Raw genomic sequence first — 20,147 nt, 5'->3', positions numbered from 1 at the left:
CATGAGCAAGACCGAAACGACGGAAGAGCGCGACCTCGGTGCGGCCGGGTCGCAGCTCTCCACCGCCCCCCGGGAAGAACCCACCGGCGGCCCCACCCTCGGGGCGATCGGCTGGATCCGCTGGTTCTGGCGCCAGCTGACCTCCATGCGGGTCGCGCTGATCCTGCTCTTCCTGCTCTCCCTCGGTGCCATCCCCGGCTCACTCGTCCCGCAGAACAACGTGGACGAGCTGAAGGTGGCCACCTGGAAGGAGAACAACGAGTTCTGGACGCCCGTCTTCGAGAAGCTCCAGCTCTTCGACGTCTACAGCTCGGTGTGGTTCTCCGCGATCTACATCCTGCTGTTCGTCTCCCTCATCGGCTGCATCGTCCCGCGCACCTGGCAGTTCGCCGGCCAGCTGCGCGGACGCCCGCCGGCCGCGCCCAAGCGGCTCACCCGCCTGCCCGTGTACACCACCTGGCGCACCGAGGCCGCGCCCGAGGAGGTCCGCGAGGCCGCGCTCGCGATGCTGCGTGGGCGCCGCTTCCGCGCCCACTGCACCGATGACGCGGTCGCCGCGGAGAAGGGCTATCTGCGCGAGGTCGGCAACCTCGTCTTCCACATCGCGCTGATCGTGATGCTCGTCGCGTTCGCCACCGGGCAGCTCTTCAAGTCCGAGGGCGGCAAACTGATCGTGGAGGGCGACGGCTTCGCCAACACGCTCACGCAGTACGACGACTTCAAGTCCGGCTCCCTGTTCGGCACGGACGAGCTGGAGCCGTTCAGTTTCACCCTCAAGCAGTTCACCGGCACCTACGAGCTCAGCGGCCCTCAGCGCGGCACCCCGCGCACCTTCGAGGCCGACGTCACCTACCGCGAGGACGGCGGCCCTCGCAAGAAGGCCGTGATCAGGGTCAACGAGCCGCTGGAGGTGGGTGGCTCCAAGGTCTACCTGCTCTCGCACGGCTACGCGCCGGTCGTCACCGTCCGGGACGGCAAGGGCGACGTCGTCTACAAGGGCGCCGTGCCCCTGCTGCCCATCGACGACAAGATCACCTCGACCGGTGTGATCAAGGTGATGGACGGCTACCGCGACAAGAGCGGCAAGAAGGTCCAGCTGGGCTTCCCGGCCTTCTTCGTCCCGACCTACGCGGGCAAGGGCGAGGGCCAGATGTTCTCCCAGTTCCCGGGGCTCGTCTTCCCGGCGCTGAACCTCAGCGCCTACCACGGCGACCTCCGGGTCGACGGCGGCCTCCCGCAGAACGTGTACCAGCTGAACACCAGCAAGATGACGCCGTACAAGGACGCCAACGGCGACATCTTCAAGCAGACGCTGCTGCCCGGCGAGACGATGAAGCTGCCCGGTGGCGCCGGCTCGGTCACCTTCGAGAAGGAGATCAAGGAGTGGGCCAGCTTCCAGATCTCCCAGCAGCCCGGCAACGGCCTCGCGCTCGCCGGCGCCGTCGCCGCGATCGCCGGCCTGACCGGCTCGCTGTTCATCCAGCGGCGCCGCGTCTGGGTCCGGGCCGTACGGGGTGACGACGGCGTCACCGTCGTCGAGATGGCCGGTCTGGGACGGAGCGAGTCCGCGAGGCTCCCCGAGGAGCTGGGCGACCTGGCCGTCACGCTCAACGCGCAGGCGCCGACCGCGCCCGAACCCGAAGAACCCGCAGCAGAACCTGCCGAAGGGCAAGTGAAGTGAATCTCGCCGCCGCGACCAACGAGAGCCTGGCGCACACCAGCAATGTGCTCATCTACTCGTCGATGGCCGTCTACACGCTGGCCTTCCTGGCCCACATCGCCGAGTGGGTCCTCGGCAGCCGCAGCCGGGTCGGCCGCACCGCGGCCGCGCTGACGGGCGCCGCCGGCGGCCGTCCGGCCGCCGCGGTCGGCATCCGGGTCACGCAGCAGGGCGGCGGGACCGCCGTCCTGGAGAAGCCCGCGGTCATCACCCGGGCCGCGGCCGGTGCGCGCGACGTGCCGGACGGACCGGGCGCGGCCGGCGGTGACGAGAAGGGCGACCTGTACGGGCGGATCGCCGTCTCCCTGACCACCCTGGCGTTCCTGATCGAGGCAGCGGGCGTCGTCGCCCGTGCCCTGTCGGTGCAGCGTGCCCCGTGGGGCAACATGTACGAGTTCTCGATCACCTTCTCCACCGTGGCGGTGGGCGTCTACCTCGGGCTCCTCGCCGCGAAGAAGAACGTCCGCTGGATCGGCCTGCCGCTGGTCACCACCGTCCTGCTCGACCTGGGCATCGCCGTCACCCGGCTGTACACCGCCAGTGACCAGCTCGTGCCGGCCCTGGACTCGTACTGGCTGTGGATCCACGTCTCCACCGCCATCTTCTGCGGCTCCGCCTTCTACCTGGGCGCCGTCAGCACGGTGGTGTACCTCTTCCGCGACAGCCACGAGAACAAGCTCGCCCAGGGCGGCACCCCCTCCCGCTTCGCCCGCTCCGTGCTGGAGCGGCTGCCGTCGGCCGCCACCCTCGACAAGTTCGCCTACCGCGTCAACGCCGCGATCTTCCCGCTGTGGACGTTCACGATCATCGCGGGCGCGATCTGGGCCGGCGACGCCTGGGGCCGCTACTGGGGCTGGGACGCCAAGGAGGTCTGGTCCTTCATCACCTGGGTCGCCTACGCCGCCTACCTGCACGCCCGCGCGACCGCCGGCTGGAAGGGCCGCAAGGCCGCGTACATCGCGCTGATCGCGTTCGCCTGTTGGCTGTTCAACTACTACGGCGTCAACCTCTTCGTGAACAGCCTGCACTCCTACGCCGGCGCCTGACCCGGACGGACCGGCCGGCGGGCCCGCCCCGCCGGCCGGTCCGTCCGCGGTTCCGGCCGACCGGACCGGCCGAGCCCGTCACGGGCGTTTCTGGGGCCGCCGCGGCGGCAGGCAGTCCCGGGCCGGCGGCTTCCCCTCCGGCCAGGCGATCTGCACGAACCGCAGGGTGCCGCCGGTCAGCTCCACGATGGGAACCGCCTTGTTGTAGGGGTTGCCGTAGTTGTCCAGGCAGATCCAGCCGCTCGCGCCGTTCACCCGCAGTGAGCCCTTCACCTGCGGCCACTGCTTGCCGACGTCCTCCAGGGCCGGCAGGCGCTGCCCCCGGGGCGTGGCCTGCCGGATCGCGTGGACGGCCGTCGCCATCGCGTCGTACGCGATGATCGCCTGGCCGTCCGCCAGCTGGACCGCTCCCATCGGCCCGACCGGTGCCCTGGCGGCCGTGTTCATCATCCGCAGGAACTGCTCGTACGCAGGGGTCGCCCCGCCCGTCACGGGGTTGCTCCTGCCGCGCACCGTCCGCCACGACTCCGGGTGGGCCAGCGCCGCGTAGCGCACAGTCAGCCCGGAGTGCAGGGCGGCCGGATCGAGCTGGGGATCCGCGCCCAGGTAGGAGCCCTCGTCACCGGTGAGCAGGGTGAACCTGCGGTCCGTGCAGCCACGGGCGCCGAGGGCGTTGATGAACTGGCGCAGCTGGGTGTGGCGTCCGGCGAAGAACACCGTCTCCGCACGCGTGTCGCAGACGAGATGGGTGATCTGCCGGAACGTGTTGGCCGTGGTGCCCTCGTCGGTCGGGTCCTTGGGGGAGGTGAACAGCTGGGGCTCGTAGGGCGACTTCGACAGCAGGCCGGTGAACGCGTCCTTGAGGGTGTCGGTGTAGTGGTCGCCGGTGCGGGTGTCGTGGACGAGGAGGGCCTTCGCCGCGTCGACCCTGCCGAAGGCGGCCAGCGCACGGGCCTCGTCGCTGTTGGTGGGGGAGACCCGGGCCAGCCCCGGGAAGGGGGTCCTGCCGGAACCGTTGGCGATGTCGTCGGCGGTGATGGTGGTGCCGACCACCGCGATCCCGGCCCGGGTGAGCTCGCCGACCGCCGCCCTGACCGGGGCGCTGCTGGTGGCTATGCCGGAGACGGCGCGCAACCGGTGCGGGGCACCGGTCATGGCCTTCAGCCGCTCCACGGTGGCCCGCCAGTGCGCGTTGCCGTTGCCCGTGTTGGCGAGGACCAGGCGGATCTTGGGGGTCTCGTTGTTCGACTCGTGATTGGCACGGTACTGCTGGGCGAAGGCGCCCTGCACCTCGTGCAGCACCTTGATCCGCATACCGGTGCTCGTCGAGGTGAGCGGCAGCAGCAGTGCCACCGTGGCGTACGCGCCGGGCTTCAGCGAGTCGTTCTCCCGGTCGATCGCCGCGGCGACATCGGTGAGCGCCCCCACCCGGAAGTCGAAGCCGTCACCGGAGACCCCCACGCACTCGTCGCTGCCCGGCGGCCGTTCCACCCCCGCCGCGCAGGAGCGGTTCTCGGGGCTCGTCGCCCGGTCGACGAGCGTGACCGTGCCCCATGTCAGCAGGGCCAGCACCAGCACGCTCGTGATGATCCTCTGCCGGGTCGTGTAGAAGACGCGATAGCGAAACGGGTTGTCCATGGCTGGTCAGACTCCGTCCTCCCGCCCCGGCGGCACCGACGGCGCCCGCCAGGCACGGATGTCCGTCGGCCACTGCGTGGCCGCGTCCCACAGTGGGCTGTTGCCGGTCAGATGACGGCCGGAGAGGTGGCGCAGCTCGTGCGCCATCTTCTCGATCACCTCGTCGTCGGGCAGGGCGAGCGGGTCGGTCAGCAGCCACACCGCGTGCAACAGCCGCCGTACGCACAGATGCAGTCCGGTGGCCCCGGCGTCGAGACCGTCCGGCAACGGCCCGCCCGGGTCCTGCCCCAGGGCCACCGCCCGGCGCGGATCGGGTCCGGTACGGTGCCGCTCGCGGGGGTGGGGCGCGGAGGTGTTGAACCGCAGCCGTCGCAGCCAGCCTCGTACGTCGGCGTCCGGGAAGGACAGCCGCAGCCACGTCACCGCATCCTCGGTCCGGCCGAGCGCCAGCTCCTGCCGCAGGCGGTGCGGGGTGGGCCCGGGGCCGTAGTGCCGGTGCAGCGTCTCGTGGACGGCCCGCCAGGCCGCGTACTCCGGCGCGTCGTCGTCGTGGAAACGCAGCCGGTGCAGCAGCAGCGCCCGCAGCAGCGGGTCGCCGACGAAGTGGTCGGGACCGGCCTGCCAGCCGTCGGACCGCAGTGCGTCCCGCACCCGCAGCACCAGGTCGCCGTCGAGGGACTCGGCGCGCAGCCGGGTCCGGGCCAGCACCCGCGCCGACTCCTCGTCGTAGGCGGCGGCCAGCACCGCCGCCGCCTGCGGGCGCAGCTCCGGCAGCAGCTCCGTCAGGAGCGTCCCGGCGACCGGGACGGCAGGGCTGTCCTCGCGCAGCTCCACCGTCAGGTCCAGCAGCGCGCCCGGTGTCAGCGCGGCCCGCTCGGGCGCGGGCGTCCCGCCCGTGGCCCGGGCCAGCAGTGCCACCCCGAGCGGCCGGCCGCCGGTCAGCCGGTGGACCGCGCGCGGCAGTTCGGCCGGTGCCCGCCCGGCCGGGTCGTACCGGTCGAAGACACCGCGGGTCTGGGCCGGGCTCAGCGGGGTGAGTTCCACCGCGAGGATGCCGGAGGTGATGTCCGGCCCGCGCGGGCACGGCGCCCGGTGCGCCACCTCGGGCAGCCGGTGGCGGGTGGCGCGGCGCAGCCCCTCGTGGTCGCCGTCGCGGGACGCGGCGAACACCACGAGCTGGTCGCGGCGGCCGGCGCTGCGGTCCCGCAGGACCGGCTCGACGAGCCGCCGCCCGAGCGGCAGATGCGCGTTGTCCAGCAGGATCACGGGCCTGCCCCGGCGGGTGCCGCGGTTCGCCAGCCCCAGATAGGCCCGCCGCACGTCCTCGACGAGCGCCCCCACCAGGAACCCCTCGGCCTCCGCGCGCCGGCGGCCGCCCTGCTCGAAGTCCACGGCAAGCTGGTGCAGCCCGATCTTGCCCTTGCCGCCCGCGTTCCGGTACGTCCCGTACCAGGCTTCCGACCTGCGCTGGTAGCGGCCGAACACCTCTTCAAGGACGGTCTCCACGGTGGCCTCGGCGAGCAGCCCCGCCATGGGCGAGGTGGACTCCGCGGCCGTGGCCGCCAGCTTCGCCAGGACCTTCGACACCCAGGTGGTGGCGGCGCCCTTCGCCTCGTCGACGGTCGCCAGGACCGGGCCCAGCCGCTGCAGATCGCGCCTGGCCCGCTCGTCGTCCTCCTGCGACCAGCTGATGCTGGCCACCGCCGCGAGACCGAGCGCGAGCCGGGGGAACTGCACCGCCTTCGCCGTGTGCACCCGCGGCGCGAGCTGCACGGCGAGCTCGGCGAGCGCACCGGTCAGGGGGTTCCATCCGGGGCCGTGGTCGACCGGTGCCTCGATGTGCGCGCAGTCCAGCAGCGCCAGCGGGGTCCCGCCGCGATAGGCGTTGCGCACCTGCTTGAGCAGGGCGGTCTTGCCCATGCCGCGGCCGCCGGTGAAGACCGTGACGGGCGGATCGTCGCCGTGCTCGTACTCGGCCCGGGCGAAGCCGTACGGAGTGAGGCCGGTCAGGCGCGCGGCCAGACCTCCCGCATCGAGAACCGCCTCGCGGCCGTACAGCTCTCTGTCCACCGCCACCCCCCGTGACTCAGCGTCAAGTCAAGGTTACTTTCGAACCGTTGAGCGCGTGAGGGGTCCGGCAACTACGTCATGGTGTTGTGATCGCGTCGAGCTGCGCGCGCAGATACGTGTGGGAGTCGACGCCCCGCACATCGGTGCCGGGGTCGCACTCGTAGAAGTACACCAGCGACATCAGCTCCTCGGCCGGCGCGTCCGCCGGCGGCGGCAGCACCCGGTGCCGGCCCGACCGCCAGCGGCCGCCGGTCCAGCGGGCCATCAGGTCCCCGATGTTGATGGTGAACGCGTCCGGGGCGTACGGCGCGTCCTCCCAGCCGCCCTCGTCGGTGAACACCTGGAGCCCGCCCTTGCCCGCCTGCCGGTCCAGCACCGTCACCGTGCCGAAGTCGGTGTGCGGACCGATCCGGAACTGACCCTCCTGCGGCTCGCCGAGCCGGTCCCGCCCCGGATACCAGTTGATGTTGAACCCCCAGGTCGGGTGGCCGGTGTGCCGGGTGAAGAAGTCCTCGCCCTCACCGAGCGCCGCCCCCAGCAGCTCCAGCAGCCGGTCCGACAGCGCCCGCATCCGTTCCAGGTACGCCTGCACGAGCGGCCTCAGCTCCGGGGTCTCGGCCGGCCAGGTGTTGGGCAGGAACCACTCGGCGTCCACCCGCGGGTCGCCGGTCGGCTCCTCGGAGGCGAACGACAGCGACTCCTTCAGGTCCGGCGGGGTCTCGGTGCCCTCCGCGTACGCGTTGGTCTCCGCGCCCGGCCCGAGCCAGCCCCGCCCGCCGACCTTCACCGCGTACGGCTGCTTGGCCTCCTCCGGCAGCAGGAAGAAGCCCCGCGCCGCCGCCCGGATCGCCGCCCGCAGCCCCTCGTCCACGCCGTGCCCGGTCACCAGCAGGAAACCGGCGTTCCGCAGCGCCGCGTCGACGGTCCGCTCGACGCCGGCCCGCGCGGCGGCGTCGCCGCCGGACCAGGCCCGCAGGTCGACGGCCGGAATCCGCGCACCGTGTGTCGTACTCATCAGCTCTCCTCACCGCGGGCAGGCGCGGTCGTCGTGGGTCATCGGCCGGGCCGATGACCCCATCGGCAGGACGCCCCACTGGCTCGTGGACCGGATACCGGCCCCGTTCGTAGCGTCGCTGCCATGAGAAACGAAACCAAGGGCACGGTGGAGCTGACCCTCGCGATGGTGCTGTCCGGCACCCTCGGCATCTTCGTCGTCGAATCGGGGGCGTCCCCGTTCGTCGTGGTCTTCTTCCGCTGCCTGTTCGGGGCGCTGGCGCTCGGCGGCTACGCCCTGGCCCGCGGGTACTTCAAGGACCACGGCCTCACCGCGAGGAAGCTCGCGCTCGCCGCGCTCGGGGGCGTGTTCATCGTCTTCAACTGGGTGTTCCTCTTCGAGGCGTACGAGGCGACGTCGATCTCCTTCGCGACCGTCGTCTACCACACCCAGCCCTTCTACGTGGTGCTGCTCGGCGCGCTGCTGCTGCGCGAGCGGATCACCGCCGGCAAGCTCGGCTGGCTCGCCGTCGCCTTCACCGGACTGGTCCTCGTCGCCGGGGTCCGGCCGGGCGACACGGGCTCGCTCACCGGACTCGGGTTCGCCCTGCTGGCCGCCGTCTTCTACGCGATCTCCACCGTGGTGACCAAACGGATCACCGGCGTCCGTCCGCACCTCGTCGCCCTCGTCCAGGTACTGGTCGGCATACCCCTGCTGCTGCCCTTCGCGGACCTCGCCGCCGCGAGCGGGCTCGGCACCGGCTGGGCCTGGCTCGCCGGCCTCGGCGTGATCCACACCGGCCTGATGTACGTCCTGATGTACGCGGCTTACCAGAAGCTGCCCACCGACAGGATCGCGGTGCTCGCCTTCACCTACCCGGCCGTCGCGATGCTCGCCGACTGGGCCGTGTACGGGCACCACATCGGCCTCGTCCAGGCGCTCGGCCTCCCGCTGATCGTCCTCGCGAGCCTCAAGGTGACTCTCGCACGAGGCGCCGCGCCTGCTCCACGAACAGCCGGACGTGTGCCGGAAGCCGCTTCCCCCGCCGCCACGCGATCTGCGTGAAGAGCCGGAACGGCGGCTCCCAGTCCAGCGCCACCAGCGCCCCGGACGCCAGTTCCTCGCGGACGGTGATCCGGGGCAGCAGCGCGATCCCGAGCCCGGCGGCGACCCCGCGCTTGCTGGCCTCGATCGTGCCGAACTCCAGGAACGCGGGCCCGAGCGGAGCCAGTTCCGCCTCGAACAGGTCCCGGTAGGCGCAGCCCGGCTCCGTTCCGACCAGGCTCGTCGACGCCAGGTCCGCGGCCGTCAGCCCGGCCCGGCCGGCCAGCGGATGCCGCGGCGCGGACACCAGGACCAGCGGCTCCTGCGTGAGGACCTCGCTCTCCAGGCCCTCGTGCGCGGTCTCCCGTTCCATCAGGAGCCCGAGGTCGTAGGTGCCCTGGCGCAGCGCCTGCCGGGTGGCGTCGCCGAGCGTGGGGCGCAGCGCCAGCTGCACCCGGGGATAGCGGTGGTGGAAGAGCTCCAGGAGCGGGGGCAGCCGGTAGGAGGTGAGCGACTCCATGGTGCCGACGGCGATCGCGCCGGACGGCTCGTCGCTCGCCGCGACCGCGGCCCTGGCCTCGTCGGCGAGCTCGATGATCTGCCGGGCGTACGGCAGCAGGCGTTCGCCGGACTCGGTGAGGCGGATACGGGAGCCGAGTCGCTCGAAGAGCTCGGCGCCGAGGGACGACTCCAGGGCGCGGATCTGGGCGGTCACGCTGGACTGGGCGTACGTCAGCTCGGCCGCGGCCCGCGTGAAGCTGAGCACGGTGGCGACCTTCTCGAAGGTCACCAGGAGGCGGATCTCCACGGGGTCACGGCTTCTCGGGCTCGTCGCCGTCCTGCTCGCGCTTCTTCAGCTCCTCCTCGCGGCGGCGCAGGTCGGCCTCCCAGTCCTTGAGGAGCGCCTCGTCCTTCTTGTTCTCGTCGCGGAGGGACTTGAGGAACTCGGGGTTGTCGTCGGGGGCGACCCACTTCTGGCGGTGGTTGCGGTGCCACTCGGACGGCGTGCGGCCGCCGGCCGGGGCGTGCCGCATCTTCCCGGCGGCGAACCAGACGATCGGACCGACGATCCAGAAGAGCAGGATGATGAAGATCCAGGCCAGCTTCGGCAGGTGCTTGGCCTCGTCCTCGGGGGTGTTCAGGCAGTCGATGAACGCATAGATCGTCAGCGCCAGCGGCAGGATGTACAGCAGTGCCCTGAACATGTCGGACAGCCCCCTGTGAGCAGTGGCGGGCCGCGTTTCGACAGCCCCGGTGACAGGCCCAGAGTAGCCGGTGGCCGTGGGGCCATCCCGGGGACGACCCCTGGACCTCCGGCGGGCACCGCCCGCCCCGGGGCGGGGCGACACGGACGGTTCGGACATACTTGTGGTCATGGCTTATGACGATCTCCGTTCGCTGCTCAGGGCGCTGGAGCGCGAGGGCGACCTCAAGCGCATCAAGGCCGAAGTCGACCCGTATCTGGAGGTCGGGGAGATCGTCGACCGGGTCCAGAAGTCAGGCGGCCCGGCGCTCCTCTTCGAGAACGTCAAGGGCTCCTCCATGCCCCTGGCCATGAACGTCTTCGGTACCGACCGCAGGCTGCTGAAGGCGCTGGGCCTGAAGTCGTACGACGAGATCAGCGACAAGGTCGCCGGGCTGCTCAAGCCGGAACTCCCCAGGGGCTTCATCGGGGTGCGCGAGGCCTTCGGCAAGCTCGGCGCCATGGCGCACGTACCGCCGAAGAAGGTGAAGGACGCCCCCGTGCAGGAGGTGGTCCTGCACGGCGACGACGTGGATCTCGACCGGCTGCCCGCCCTGTTCACCTGGCCGAAGGACGGCGGCTCCTTCTTCAACCTGGGGCTGACCCACACCAAGCACCCCGAGACCGGCATCCGCAACCTCGGGCTGTACCGCCTGCAGCGCCACGACAAGCGCACCATCGGCATGCACTGGCAGATCCACAAGGACAGCCGCAACCACTACCAGGTGGCCGCCCGGCGCGGTGAGAAGCTGCCGATCGCGATCGCCTTCGGGGCGCCCCCGGCCGTGACGTACGCCTCGACGGCGCCGCTGCCGGAGGACATCGACGAGTACCTGTTCGCGGGCTTCCTGCAGGGCAAGCGCGTCGAAATGGTCGACTGCAAGACGGTGCCGCTGCAGGTCCCGGCGGACGCGGAGGTCGTCCTGGAGGGCTGGCTGGAGCCGGGCGAGATGCTCCCGGAGGGGCCGTTCGGCGACCACACCGGCTTCTACACGCCGCAGGAGGACTTCCCCGCGCTGAAGATCGACTGCGTCACGATGCGGCGGCGCCCGCTGCTCCAGTCGATTGTCGTGGGCCGCCCGCCCACGGAGGACGGTCCGCTCGGCCGGGCCACGGAGCGGTTCTTCCTGCCGCTGCTCAAGATCATCGTGCCGGACATCGTGGACTACCACCTGCCCGAGTCCGGCGGCTTCCACAACTGCATCATCGTCTCGATCGACAAGAAGTACCCCAAGCACGCGCAGAAGGTCATGAGCGCCATCTGGGGCGCGCACATGCTCTCCCTGGAGAAGCTGATCGTGGTCGTCGACGCCGACTGCGACGTGCACGACTACCACGAGGTGTCGTGGCGGGCGCTCGGCAACGTCGACTACGCCCGCGACGTGTTGATCACCGAAGGTCCCGTCGACCACCTCGACCATGCCTCCTACCAGCAGTTCTGGGGCGGGAAGATGGGCGTCGACGCGACGAGGAAGTGGCCCGAGGAGGGCTACACCCGGGACGGCGGCTGGCCCGACATGGTCGAGTCGGACCCGGCGACGGCGGCGCTCGTCGACCGCCGCTGGAAGGAGTACGGCCTGTGAGCGCCGTGGACGTGGGCGGACCGGCCCTCTTCATCGGTACTGACACCGACTACGTGGCCCTGGTGCGCCCGGCGCTCGACCCCGGCGACGACGGTGTCCGGTACGCGGCCGAGCAGGCGGGCGTCTCCCCCGAGGAGTTCGCCGGCGCCGGGGACGTCTGGGCGGTCCTCGTCGAGAGTGACGGCGACGGCGACGGGTTCGAGCTGCCCGGTGTACGCGACTCCGAACCGGCCGGCTTCGCCGAGCGCCTGCGCGCCGAGCTCGCCGCGGCGTCCGGGCCGTTCACCGTGGACGGCGGTGCCGTGCTGCGCCTGGACGCCGCCCCGGCCGGCGCGGACGCGTACGCCTTCACGGCGCACGTCACCCCGCCCGACGACCCGGAGGCGACGCTCACCGTGCGGACGGGACCCGTGCCGGCGGCCGGGCTCCTCGCCGACATCGACGCGTTCCTCGGGAGCCTCGCATGATGACGACCACCGACGGGGTCGTGGGGCCGGGCGCCGCCCCGCGGCCGGCCGGGAAGGTCAAGGCGTTCCTGCGGCTGGTGATGATCGAGCACTCGGTCTTCGCGCTGCCCTTCGCCTACATCGCCTCGCTGACCGCGATGTACCAGCTCGACAGGCGGATCGACTGGCTCACGCTGCTGCTGGTCACGGTCGCGATGGTGGGCCTGCGGACGTTCGCCATGGCCTGCAACCGGATCATCGACCGCGAGATCGACGCCAGGAACCCGCGTACCGCCGGCCGGGAACTGGTCACCGGAGCCGTCTCCGTCCGCTCCGCGTGGACCGGCGCCCTGGTGGCCGTGGTGGTCTTCCTGGGCGCCGCGGCGCTGCTGAACCCGCTCTGCCTGGCGCTCGCGCCCGTCGCCGTCGTGCCGATGGTGGTCTACCCCTACGGCAAGCGGTTCACCGACTTCCCGCACGCGATCCTCGGCCTGGCCCAGGCCATCGGCCCGGTCGGGGCCTGGCTCGCGGTCACCGGCTCCTGGTCCTGGGACGCGGTGATCCTCGGCCTGGCCGTCGGCGTGTGGATCGGCGGCTTCGACCTGATCTTCGCCTGCCAGGACGTCCAGGCCGACCGCGCCGAGGGCGTGAAGTCGGTCCCGGCCCGCTTCGGCGTCCCCGCCGCACTCTGGGGCGCCCGTGCCAGCCACGCCGTCACGACGGCCCTGCTGGTCTGGTACGCCCTGGCGACGGACGCGGGCGTCTTCTTCTGGGCGGGCCTGGTGATCGTCGTGGCGGCGTTCCTCTACGAACACACGATCGTGCGCCCGCACGACCTGTCCCGCCTGAACCGGGCGTTCTTCACGGTCAACGGCTTCATCGGTATCGCCCTGTTCGTGTGTGCTCTGCTCGACCTGCTGGTCCGGGGCCTCACGGTGTAGCTCGATCGTGTGTGCTTCGCCCGATCTTCTCGTTCGAGGTCTGACCCCGTCACTACCGTGCGGCCTACCATCGAGTGCAGGAAGGGAGGCCGACGTGACCATCTCGGAGAGCGACCGCCTGCACTCGCAGCTCAGCCGGTTCGAGGACATGTTCCCGGGGTACCGGACGGAGATTGTCGAGGGCAACATCGTGATGAGTCCGGTGAAGGCGTTCCACGCCAAGACGATTCGGCTGGTCTGGAACCAGTTGGAGCCGCAGTTGGCCCCCGAATGGGAATGCGTGAGTGACGTGGCCTTCCCGTTCAGTGAGGACTTCGAGTTCTGCCCCGACCTTGCGGTCATCCCCGCCGTGGAAGAGTCGCGCAACCTCAGCGTCTACCCGGCGGACCTGATCGAGCTGGCGGCCGAGGTGGTATCGCCGAGCAGCGTGCGCAACGACTACGAGATCAAGAACCGTGAGTACGCGCGTCGGGGCATCGGGAATTACCTGATCTTCGATCCGCGCAGGGGCCACCTGGTCACCCTGTGGAACCCGGGTCCGGACGGCTACCGCGGCCGGGACGAGATCCGGTACGGCGACCAGGTCGTGGTGGAGACCGGACTGGGCAAGCTGACCGTCGACACCGCCGAGCTGCCCGTGGACCCGGGCGTCAGCCGGCCGTGATCCCCGGAGCCGTCCGGGGGCGGCGGAACACGAAGGCGGCCGCCACGCCCGCCAGCAGGCCGAAGAGATGGCCCTGCCAGCTCACGCCGGACTGGGTGGGCGAGATGCCGAGCAGGATCGTGCTGCCCCACAGCGCGGCGATCATCACGCCGACGCCGATGTCCAGCGGCTTGCGGTCGACGAAGCCGCGCGCCACCAGATAGCCGAAGAGGCCGAAGATCAGTCCGGACGCGCCCGCGGTGTTGCTGTACGACGGGGACACGAGCCAGACGCCCAGGCCGTCGATCACGACGATCATCGCGGCGACGGCGAGGAAGCGGCGAATCCCGCCGAGCGCGGCGAGGAAGCCGAGGACGAGCAGCGGCACCGTGTTGGCCGCGAGGTGTCCGAAGCCGAAGTGGAGGAAGGCCGATGGCACGACGTCGCGCAGTTCGCCGAGGTCGCGGGGCGTGAGGCCGTAGGTGTCGAGGGCGTGGCCGGTCACCAGGTCAAGGATCTCCAGCGCCCACAGCAGTGCCACCCACACGAGCAACAACGTGGCCGCGGCCCTGACCCTGTCGGCGCCGCGCCATTCGGTGACGTCGCCGCTCCTCGTCCGTGTCATGGCAGCCCCCGCGGTGTCGCGCGTCTCCCCCCGGAAACGTCCGGGCCACCTTAGTCGGTTCCGCACCGGCTCGGCCGGATAGGCTCAGCCGCGTGGAGCCGGTATCAGCGCAGCGTCGTCCGTGGGTCGTCGGGGTGTCGGGGGCGTCGGGAACCCCTTACGCCGCCGCCGTGCTGCGCGGGCTGATCGCCGCGAGGGAGAGCGTGGATCTGGTGGTGTCCCGGGCGTCGCGGCTGACGCTGCTGGACGAGACGGGCATCGCCTTCCGGGACGCGCACTGGCGCGAGGACCTGAGGGCATGGCTGTCCCGGGGCGCGGACGGGAAGCCCGGCACGTTCGACGTGGACGTGGTGGACGTGGACGACGTGCGGTACTGGCCGGCGGGTGATCTGGCCGCCGGGCCGTCGTCGGGTTCGTACCCCGTCAAGGGGATGCTGATCGTGCCGGCGTCCACGGCGTGCGTGGCCGGCGTGGCGCTCGGGCTGTCGAAGGACCTGCTGCAGCGGACGGCGAGCGTGACGCTGAAGGAGCGGCGCACCCTGGTCGTCGCGGTGCGGGAGACTCCGCTGAACGGGCAGACACTCAAGCATCTGGTGGCGCTGGACGAGGCGGGCGCCGTGGTGCTGCCCGCCTCTCCGGCGTTCTACGCGGGGGCGACGCACATCCAGGATCTGGTGGACTTCGTCGCGGGGCGGGTGCTGGACGCGGCGGGTGTGCCGCACCAGCTGTACCGCCGTTGGAAGGGAGAGCTCGGTGGGGGTGCCCCCGGCGGAGCGAGGGGGAGCTCTCGTGATGAGTAGCCGGGTCAGCGCTTGCGCGCGCGCTGCGAGGTCGCGCGGGCGGCGACCCTGTCGGCGCGCCGGGCGGCGGCCGGCTGGTGGGCACGCGAGCGGTTGGCCAGCTCCTGCAGCGAGCGCATGTGGGCGTAGGCCATCTCGATCGTGTACACGATGAGTTTCATCTCCTGAAGGATCGTCTTTGATCATCTGAAAGATTCACAGGGTGTCGGCCCTGTGTGCCTTAGATTCTACACTCGTACGCGCGGTTTCGCTGGACAATGGAAGGCTTCAGGCATATGGACGCCGTGGATAGGCAGCTCATCCAGGCTCTGCGGGAGAACGGCAGGGCTTCGTACGCCGAGCTCGGTCGGCTCGTGGGGCTCTCCGGGCCCTCCGTCACGGACCGCATCAACCGTCTGGAGGCGGCGGGGGTCATCACCGGCTACCGCGCCACCGTCGACTCCGCCTCGCTGGGCCTCGGCGTCACGGCGCTGATCGGCATCTCACTCTCGGACGCCGCCGACCACGAGGACGTCGCGCGCCGGCTGCGGGACCTCGCGGAGATCGAGGACTGCTGGTTCATCGCGGGAGACGACTCGTACATGCTCAAGGTGCGGGCGAGCGACGTGGACGGACTGGAGAAGACGATCCGCAGGCTGTCGGGGACCAAGGGCGTCTCCCGCACCCGGACCACGATCGTGCTCTCCACCAAGTGGGAGAACCGCGTCGGCGATCTGCCCGAGGAGTAGGGCGCGCGGCGACCTGGGGGTCCCCCCGCCCGTGAAGTGCGGGGGAGTACGGTGGTGGAGCCCGTTTTACGTAGAGATTGGGAGGCGGCCGCATGGACGCGGGACTCAAGCGCGAGCTGGAGCAGAAGGTCCGGGCCGGTGAGCGGCTGACCCGCGAGGACGGCATCGCGCTGTACGAGTCCGACGACCTGGCCTGGCTCGGCGGCCTGGCGCACGAAGTCAGGACCCGCAAGAACGGTGACGTCGTCCACTTCAACGTCAACCGCCACCTCAACATGACGAACGTGTGCACCGCGTCGTGCGCCTACTGCTCGTTCCAGCGCAAGCCGGGCGAGAAGGACGCGTACACCATGCGCATCGAGGAGGCCGTCCGCCTCGCCAAGGCGATGGAGAACGAGAACCTCACCGAGCTGCACATCGTCAACGGGCTCCACCCCAACCTCCCCTGGCGCTACTACCCGCGCTCCCTCAGCGAGCTGAAGAAGGCCCTGCCGAACGTCTCGCTGAAGGCCTTCACCGCGACGGAGATCCACCACTTCGAGACGATCTCCGGGCTCACGGCCTCCGAGATCCTCGACGAACTCATCGAGGCCGGTCTGGAGTCGCTGACCGGCGGCGGCGCGGAGATCTTCGACTGGGAGGTCCGCCAGCACATCGTGGACCACCGCACCCACTGGGAGGACTGGTCGCGGATCCACCGTCTCGCGCACGAGAAGGGGCTCAAGACCCCGTGCACGATGCTGTACGGCCACATCGAGGAGCCCCGCCACCGGGTCGACCACGTGCTGCGGCTGCGTGAGCTGCAGGACGAGACCGGTGGCTTCCAGGTCTTCATCCCGCTGCGCTACCAGCACGACTTCGTCGACATGCAGGACGGCAAGATCCGCAACCGGCTCCAGGCGCGCACCACCATGGCCACCGGAGCGGAGGCGCTGAAGACCTTCGCCGTCTCCCGGCTGCTCTTCGACAACATCCAGCACGTCAAGGTCTTCTGGGTCATGCACGGTGTGCAGACCGCCCAGCTCGCGCTCCAGCACGGCGCCGACGACATGGACGGCTCGGTCGTCGAGTACAAGATCACGCACGACGCGGACAACTACGGCACGCCGAACAAGCTGACCCGCGACGACCTGCTGGACCTGATCCGCGACGCCGGTTTCCGCCCGGTCGAGCGGAACACGCGGTACGAGGTCATCCGCGAGTACCCGGGCCCCGACGCCGACCGCCGCGAGGCTCCCCAGCCCATGCGCCTCTGATCGGGTGGGCCCGTGAGGCCCCGCGCAGGCACCCTGGCGGGTGGCCGAATCAGCCGGCCGGCCGGGGGTACCCGGCCGGCATGGCCCACCACACACAGGCGGCCCCCGAGGACGCGTACACCGCCGAGCCCTTCCTGCCCGGGCGCGGCGGGCTGAACGCGCTGCGCGAGGCCGCCGCCGGCTGCCGCGGGTGCCCGCTGCACCGGAACGCCACCCGGACCGTCTTCGGCGCCGGGAACCCCCATGCGCGCGTCCTGCTCGTCGGCGAGCAGCCCGGTGACCAGGAGGACCGGCAGGGCGCGCCGTTCGTCGGCCCGGCGGGCAAGGTGCTGAACCGGGCGCTGGACGAGGCCGGGATCGACCCCGACGACACCTACGTCACCAACGCGGTCAAGCACTTCAAGTTCGAGGTCGTGCCCGAGCGGGGCAAACGCCGTATCCACAAGGCGCCCAGCCTGCGCGAGATGACCGCCTGCAAGCCGTGGCTGAACGCCGAGATGGGCCTGGTCGACCCGGAGGTCATCGTGGCGCTCGGCGCCACCGCCGGCAAGGCGCTGCTGGGCTCCTCCTTCCGGGTGAGCAAACAGCGCGGGACGCTGCTCCCCTACGAGGACCGCGGGGAGTGTCTGCTCGCCACCATCCACCCCTCGGCCGTGCTGCGCGCCGACGACCGGGAGGCGGTCTACGCGGGGCTGGTGTCCGATCTGCGGATCGCCGCCCGGGCTCTGGGCTGAACCTCCTATCGTCGAGGACATGCCGCTGAACTTCGAACTGGACCCCCGCATCGACGCCACCCTGCGTGACGGGGTCCTCGCCCTGTGGGCGGACGTGTCCAACGCGGGCGGCGCCGTCGGCTTCGTACCGCCGGTCACGGTCGAGGACGTCCGGCCGGACTGGCTGAAGCACCTGGCGTCGCTCGGCGAGGGCCGCAGCCGGCTCCTCGTCGGGTACGACGAGGACGGCGCCGTGGCGGCCACGTCGTTCATCACGCACAACACCCACCGGCTGATGCGGCACTGGGTCTGGCTGTTCACGGTGATGGTCCACCCGAAGCACCAGGGCAAGGGGTACGGCCGCGACCTGCTGGCGGCGACCGAGGACGCGGTGCGCGGCCTGGAGGGCATCGAGGCGATACGGCTCACCTGCCGCGGCGGCTCCGGTCTCGAACGGTTCTACGCCTCCTGCGGCTACAAGGAGGTCGGCCGGGTGCCGGACGGGATTCGCGTCGCGGACGGCGACGACCGTGACGACGTCATCATGTATCTGCCCCTAACCCGCTGAATTGATCGATTCGCCGCGTGCTTCACTGGTTGGGCAGGTTCCCCCGTACGGAGAAGGAAAGAAGGCCCGCCGTGTCCGCTGCTGCCAGGACGAGCGCCACGATCCGGTACACCCTCATGCGCCTCGGCATCTTCGCCGGCTGCTTCTTCGCCCTGTGGGGACTCGTCTACGTCGGTGTGCTGCCGCGCGGCCTGGGCGACTCCAACCTGCTGTGGGTGCTCCTGCTCTCGATCGTGATCTCGGCGCCGCTCAGCTTCGTCCTGCTGCGCAAGCAGCGCGACGCGATGTCCGCGCAGATCGCCGAGAAGGTCGACAGCGCCAAGGCGCGGCTGGAGGCCAACCGGTCGCAGGAGGACAGCGCCGTCCAGTAGGCGCCGCCCCTGGCTAAGACCTTCGTCACACACGCAGCCGACACCCCGGCCGGAACAACCGCTTCCGGCCGGGGTGTCGGCTGTTTCGGCGGCCCTGCCGGGCACCGGTGTCCCAAAGGCACGCTTTGAGGTTCTCAAAGTTCAAGTGTTAACGTGTCGGCATGAAGACAGCAGTGCGCCCCCACGACGCCGTGAGCATTCCGCTCGTGGCGCGCCTGCATGTCGACCTCTGCCGCTGTATTTCCGCGGTCTGTTGCCGCGAGGTCTGACCCGGCATCATGCAGCGGCCCCCGCCTCGCGCGCGGGCGCCGCACCCCCGTCCCCGTATGTACTGATACGCACTACTGGAGTGTGTCCGTGTCCGCGAATACCGCGAACCCCGAGACCGCGCGCGCCCGTCGCATACCCAAGATCCCCTTCTGGGTGCAGATAGCCGCCGGCCTCGTCCTCGGTGTCCTGCTCGGCTGGCTCGCCCGCAGCCAGGACATCAGCTGGCTCAAGCAGACCCTGGAGCAGGTTGGCGGCATCTTCGTCCAGCTGCTCAAGCTGGCCGTCGCCCCGCTCGTGTTCTTCGCCATCCTGGTGTCGATCACCAACCTGCGGAAGGTGAACAACGCGGCCCGGCTGGCCACCAGGACGCTGGTCTGGTTCATGATCACGTCGCTGATCGCCGTCGCCATCGGCCTCGCGATCGGCCTGCTGACCAACCCCGGGGCCGGCACCGGCCTCACGCCGAAGGACGGCAAGCTGCCCGAGAACAAGGGCACCTGGATCGACTTCCTCACCGGCATCGTCCCGACGGACGTCGTCACCCCCTTCACCGAGCTGAACGTCCTTCAGATCGTCTTCATGGCCGCCGTCGCCGGCATCGCCGCCCTGAAGCTGGGCGAGAAGGCGGCGCCGCTCCTCACCCTCAGCGAGTCCGTCCTGGAGCTGCTCCAGAAGGCCCTGTGGTGGGTCATCCGCCTCGCCCCCATCGGCACCGTCGGCCTCATCGGCCACGCCATCGCCGACTACGGCTGGAACCTGATCAGCAAGTACGCGACCTTCACCGCCGACGTCTACATCGGCTGCGCGCTCGTCCTCTTCGGCGTCTACCCGCTGCTGCTCGCCACCGTCGCCAAGGTCAACCCGCTCCAGTTCTTCCGGGGTGCCTGGCCCGCCATCCAGCTCGCCTTCGTCTCCCGCTCCTCCGTCGGCACCATGCCGGTCACGGTCAAGGTCACCGAGCGCCTCGGTGTGCCGAAGGAGTACACCTCCTTCGCCGTGCCGTTCGGCGCCACGACCAAGATGGACGGCTGCGCCGCGATCTACCCGGCGCTCGCCGCGATCTTCATCGCGCAGATCTTCGGCGTCGAGCTGGGCGTCACGGACTACGTCCTGATCGCCTTCGTCTCGGTGATCGGCTCGGCGGCCACCGCCGGTCTGACCGGCGCCACCGTCATGCTGACCCTCACCCTCTCCACGCTGGGCCTCCCGCTGGAGGGCGTGGGCCTGCTGATGGCGATCGACCCGATCCTGGACATGATGCGCACGGCCACGAACGTGGCCGGCCAGGCGCTGGTCCCGGTCGTCGTCGCCGCCCGCGAGAAGATCCTCGACCACGACGCGTACAACTCCGCGACCGCCTCCCCGGTCGACGAGTACGACCCGCGTGAGGCCGAGCGGAAGGTCGCCGTGCCGGTCACCGCGTAGCGGGCCCGTGGGGGCGCACCTAG

General features: G+C 70.8%; 21 protein-coding genes. 14 read left to right on the top strand and 7 right to left on the bottom strand.

What is annotated here, in order from left to right:
- Position 1 precedes the first annotated feature (1 nt).
- Entirely contained in the window at positions 2-1,681 is a 1,680-nt protein-coding gene (gene resB / locus ACY34K_RS04745) for a cytochrome c biogenesis protein ResB (RefSeq protein ID WP_462743968.1), read from the top strand.
- Positions 1,678-2,766 (top strand): c-type cytochrome biogenesis protein CcsB, encoded by a 1,089-nt coding sequence (gene ccsB / locus ACY34K_RS04740; RefSeq protein WP_462743966.1) that lies wholly within the window; start codon positions 1,678-1,680, stop codon positions 2,764-2,766. Before resB ends, ccsB begins: the two co-directional genes overlap by 4 nt.
- A gap of 78 nt (positions 2,767-2,844) precedes the next feature.
- Here ccsB and ACY34K_RS04735 read toward each other — a convergent pair whose 3' ends face one another.
- The 3 genes from ACY34K_RS04735 to ACY34K_RS04725 all read right to left on the bottom strand — a co-directional run bounded on the left by ACY34K_RS04735 (position 2,845) and on the right by ACY34K_RS04725 (position 7,489).
- Entirely contained in the window at positions 2,845-4,404 is a 1,560-nt protein-coding gene (locus ACY34K_RS04735; RefSeq protein ID WP_462743964.1) for a hypothetical protein, read from the bottom strand.
- Between the two features lie 6 nt (positions 4,405-4,410).
- A complete protein-coding gene (locus ACY34K_RS04730; RefSeq protein ID WP_462743962.1) occupies positions 4,411-6,474 on the bottom strand; it encodes a hypothetical protein in 2,064 nt (687 codons plus the stop codon).
- A gap of 76 nt (positions 6,475-6,550) precedes the next feature.
- On the bottom strand, positions 6,551-7,489 hold the full coding sequence (locus ACY34K_RS04725; protein ID WP_462743960.1) for an isopenicillin N synthase family dioxygenase: 939 nt from the start codon (positions 7,487-7,489) through the stop codon (positions 6,551-6,553).
- A gap of 123 nt (positions 7,490-7,612) precedes the next feature.
- On the opposite strand from ACY34K_RS04725, the gene ACY34K_RS04720 reads away from it, so the two are divergent.
- A complete protein-coding gene (locus ACY34K_RS04720) occupies positions 7,613-8,533 on the top strand; it encodes a DMT family transporter (protein WP_462743958.1) in 921 nt (306 codons plus the stop codon).
- Here the strand turns inward: ACY34K_RS04720 and ACY34K_RS04715 are convergent.
- Both ACY34K_RS04715 and ACY34K_RS04710 read right to left on the bottom strand, forming a co-directional pair.
- Complete coding sequence (locus ACY34K_RS04715; protein ID WP_462743956.1) at positions 8,439-9,320, bottom strand: LysR family transcriptional regulator; 882 nt, start codon at positions 9,318-9,320, stop codon at positions 8,439-8,441. The two genes, ACY34K_RS04720 and ACY34K_RS04715, sit on opposite strands and share 95 nt — an antisense overlap.
- A 4-nt stretch (positions 9,321-9,324) precedes the next feature.
- Positions 9,325-9,717, bottom strand: coding sequence for a PLD nuclease N-terminal domain-containing protein (locus ACY34K_RS04710; protein WP_462743954.1), 393 nt, complete (start codon positions 9,715-9,717; stop codon positions 9,325-9,327).
- 169 nt (positions 9,718-9,886) lie between these two features.
- Here ACY34K_RS04710 and ACY34K_RS04705 point away from each other — a divergent pair, with 169 nt between their 5' ends.
- The 4 genes from ACY34K_RS04705 (at position 9,887) to ACY34K_RS04690 (ending at position 13,389) form a co-directional block, all read left to right on the top strand.
- Positions 9,887-11,338, top strand: coding sequence for a menaquinone biosynthesis decarboxylase (locus ACY34K_RS04705; protein ID WP_462743952.1), 1,452 nt, complete (start codon positions 9,887-9,889; stop codon positions 11,336-11,338).
- Positions 11,335-11,805, top strand: a complete 471-nt coding sequence (locus ACY34K_RS04700) for a hypothetical protein (protein WP_462743950.1) — start codon at positions 11,335-11,337, stop codon at positions 11,803-11,805. The genes ACY34K_RS04705 and ACY34K_RS04700 overlap by 4 nt, the downstream gene beginning before the upstream one ends.
- The gene (gene mqnP, locus ACY34K_RS04695) at positions 11,802-12,725 is read left to right on the top strand and encodes a menaquinone biosynthesis prenyltransferase MqnP (RefSeq protein WP_462743948.1); all 924 of its coding nucleotides are present in this window, start codon (positions 11,802-11,804) and stop codon (positions 12,723-12,725) included. Before ACY34K_RS04700 ends, mqnP begins: the two co-directional genes overlap by 4 nt.
- A 94-nt stretch (positions 12,726-12,819) precedes the next feature.
- A complete protein-coding gene (locus ACY34K_RS04690; protein WP_462743946.1) occupies positions 12,820-13,389 on the top strand; it encodes a Uma2 family endonuclease in 570 nt (189 codons plus the stop codon).
- Here ACY34K_RS04690 and ACY34K_RS04685 read toward each other — a convergent pair.
- Complete coding sequence (locus tag ACY34K_RS04685; RefSeq protein ID WP_462743944.1) at positions 13,376-13,993, bottom strand: rhomboid family intramembrane serine protease; 618 nt, start codon at positions 13,991-13,993, stop codon at positions 13,376-13,378. The genes ACY34K_RS04690 and ACY34K_RS04685 overlap by 14 nt on opposite strands.
- A gap of 92 nt (positions 13,994-14,085) precedes the next feature.
- On the opposite strand from ACY34K_RS04685, the gene ACY34K_RS04680 reads away from it, so the two are divergent.
- Positions 14,086-14,793, top strand: a complete 708-nt coding sequence (locus ACY34K_RS04680) for a UbiX family flavin prenyltransferase (protein ID WP_462743942.1) — start codon at positions 14,086-14,088, stop codon at positions 14,791-14,793.
- A 5-nt stretch (positions 14,794-14,798) separates the two neighbouring features.
- Here the strand turns inward: ACY34K_RS04680 and ACY34K_RS04675 are convergent, their stop codons facing one another.
- The gene (locus ACY34K_RS04675; RefSeq protein ID WP_462743940.1) at positions 14,799-14,954 is read right to left on the bottom strand and encodes a hypothetical protein; all 156 of its coding nucleotides are present in this window, start codon (positions 14,952-14,954) and stop codon (positions 14,799-14,801) included.
- Positions 14,955-15,068: 114 nt separating this feature from the next.
- Between ACY34K_RS04675 and ACY34K_RS04670 the strand changes: the two genes are divergently transcribed.
- The 6 genes from ACY34K_RS04670 (at position 15,069) to ACY34K_RS04645 (ending at position 20,124) form a co-directional block, all read left to right on the top strand.
- Positions 15,069-15,521: an Lrp/AsnC family transcriptional regulator gene (locus ACY34K_RS04670; protein WP_462743938.1), complete on the top strand. Its 453-nt coding sequence runs from the start codon at positions 15,069-15,071 to the stop codon at positions 15,519-15,521.
- Positions 15,522-15,613: 92 nt separating this feature from the next.
- Positions 15,614-16,777 carry an aminofutalosine synthase MqnE gene (mqnE, locus tag ACY34K_RS04665; RefSeq protein WP_462743936.1) on the top strand — a complete coding sequence of 388 codons (1,164 nt, stop codon included), beginning with the start codon at positions 15,614-15,616 and terminating at the stop codon, positions 16,775-16,777.
- Positions 16,778-16,857: 80 nt separating this feature from the next.
- Positions 16,858-17,511 (top strand): UdgX family uracil-DNA binding protein, encoded by a 654-nt coding sequence (locus ACY34K_RS04660; RefSeq protein WP_462743934.1) that lies wholly within the window; start codon positions 16,858-16,860, stop codon positions 17,509-17,511.
- 19 nt (positions 17,512-17,530) lie between these two features.
- Positions 17,531-18,058, top strand: a complete 528-nt coding sequence (locus tag ACY34K_RS04655) for an N-acetyltransferase family protein (RefSeq protein WP_462743932.1) — start codon at positions 17,531-17,533, stop codon at positions 18,056-18,058.
- A 116-nt stretch (positions 18,059-18,174) separates the two neighbouring features.
- Complete coding sequence (locus ACY34K_RS04650) at positions 18,175-18,429, top strand: DUF4229 domain-containing protein (protein ID WP_462744029.1); 255 nt, start codon at positions 18,175-18,177, stop codon at positions 18,427-18,429.
- Positions 18,430-18,786: 357 nt separating this feature from the next.
- Positions 18,787-20,124, top strand: a complete 1,338-nt coding sequence (locus ACY34K_RS04645) for a dicarboxylate/amino acid:cation symporter (protein WP_462743930.1) — start codon at positions 18,787-18,789, stop codon at positions 20,122-20,124.
- Positions 20,125-20,147 lie beyond the last annotated feature (23 nt).

Source organism: Streptomyces sp. STAM6 (genome assembly GCF_054963715.1).
This window is presented reverse-complemented; position numbering and strand designations above follow the sequence as displayed.

What these genes read in the sequence shown, in the direction of transcription:
- resB (WP_462743968.1), top strand. Translation starts at nt 2, where the DNA reads ATGAGCAAGACCGAAACGACGGAAGAGCGCGACCTCGGTGCGGCCGGG.
- mqnE (WP_462743936.1), top strand. Translation starts at nt 15,614, where the DNA reads ATGGACGCGGGACTCAAGCGCGAGCTGGAGCAGAAGGTCCGGGCCGGT.
- ACY34K_RS04705 (WP_462743952.1), top strand. Translation starts at nt 9,887, where the DNA reads ATGGCTTATGACGATCTCCGTTCGCTGCTCAGGGCGCTGGAGCGCGAG.
- ACY34K_RS04685 (WP_462743944.1), bottom strand. Translation starts at nt 13,993, where the DNA reads ATGACACGGACGAGGAGCGGCGACGTCACCGAATGGCGCGGCGCCGAC.
- ACY34K_RS04650 (WP_462744029.1), top strand. Translation starts at nt 18,175, where the DNA reads ATGCGCCTCGGCATCTTCGCCGGCTGCTTCTTCGCCCTGTGGGGACTC.
- ACY34K_RS04675 (WP_462743940.1), bottom strand. Translation starts at nt 14,954, where the DNA reads ATGAAACTCATCGTGTACACGATCGAGATGGCCTACGCCCACATGCGC.
- mqnP (WP_462743948.1), top strand. Translation starts at nt 11,802, where the DNA reads ATGATGACGACCACCGACGGGGTCGTGGGGCCGGGCGCCGCCCCGCGG.
- ACY34K_RS04670 (WP_462743938.1), top strand. Translation starts at nt 15,069, where the DNA reads ATGGACGCCGTGGATAGGCAGCTCATCCAGGCTCTGCGGGAGAACGGC.
- ACY34K_RS04710 (WP_462743954.1), bottom strand. Translation starts at nt 9,717, where the DNA reads ATGTTCAGGGCACTGCTGTACATCCTGCCGCTGGCGCTGACGATCTAT.
- ACY34K_RS04735 (WP_462743964.1), bottom strand. Translation starts at nt 4,404, where the DNA reads ATGGACAACCCGTTTCGCTATCGCGTCTTCTACACGACCCGGCAGAGG.
- ACY34K_RS04660 (WP_462743934.1), top strand. Translation starts at nt 16,858, where the DNA reads ATGGCCCACCACACACAGGCGGCCCCCGAGGACGCGTACACCGCCGAG.
- ACY34K_RS04655 (WP_462743932.1), top strand. Translation starts at nt 17,531, where the DNA reads ATGCCGCTGAACTTCGAACTGGACCCCCGCATCGACGCCACCCTGCGT.
- ACY34K_RS04725 (WP_462743960.1), bottom strand. Translation starts at nt 7,489, where the DNA reads ATGAGTACGACACACGGTGCGCGGATTCCGGCCGTCGACCTGCGGGCC.
- ACY34K_RS04720 (WP_462743958.1), top strand. Translation starts at nt 7,613, where the DNA reads ATGAGAAACGAAACCAAGGGCACGGTGGAGCTGACCCTCGCGATGGTG.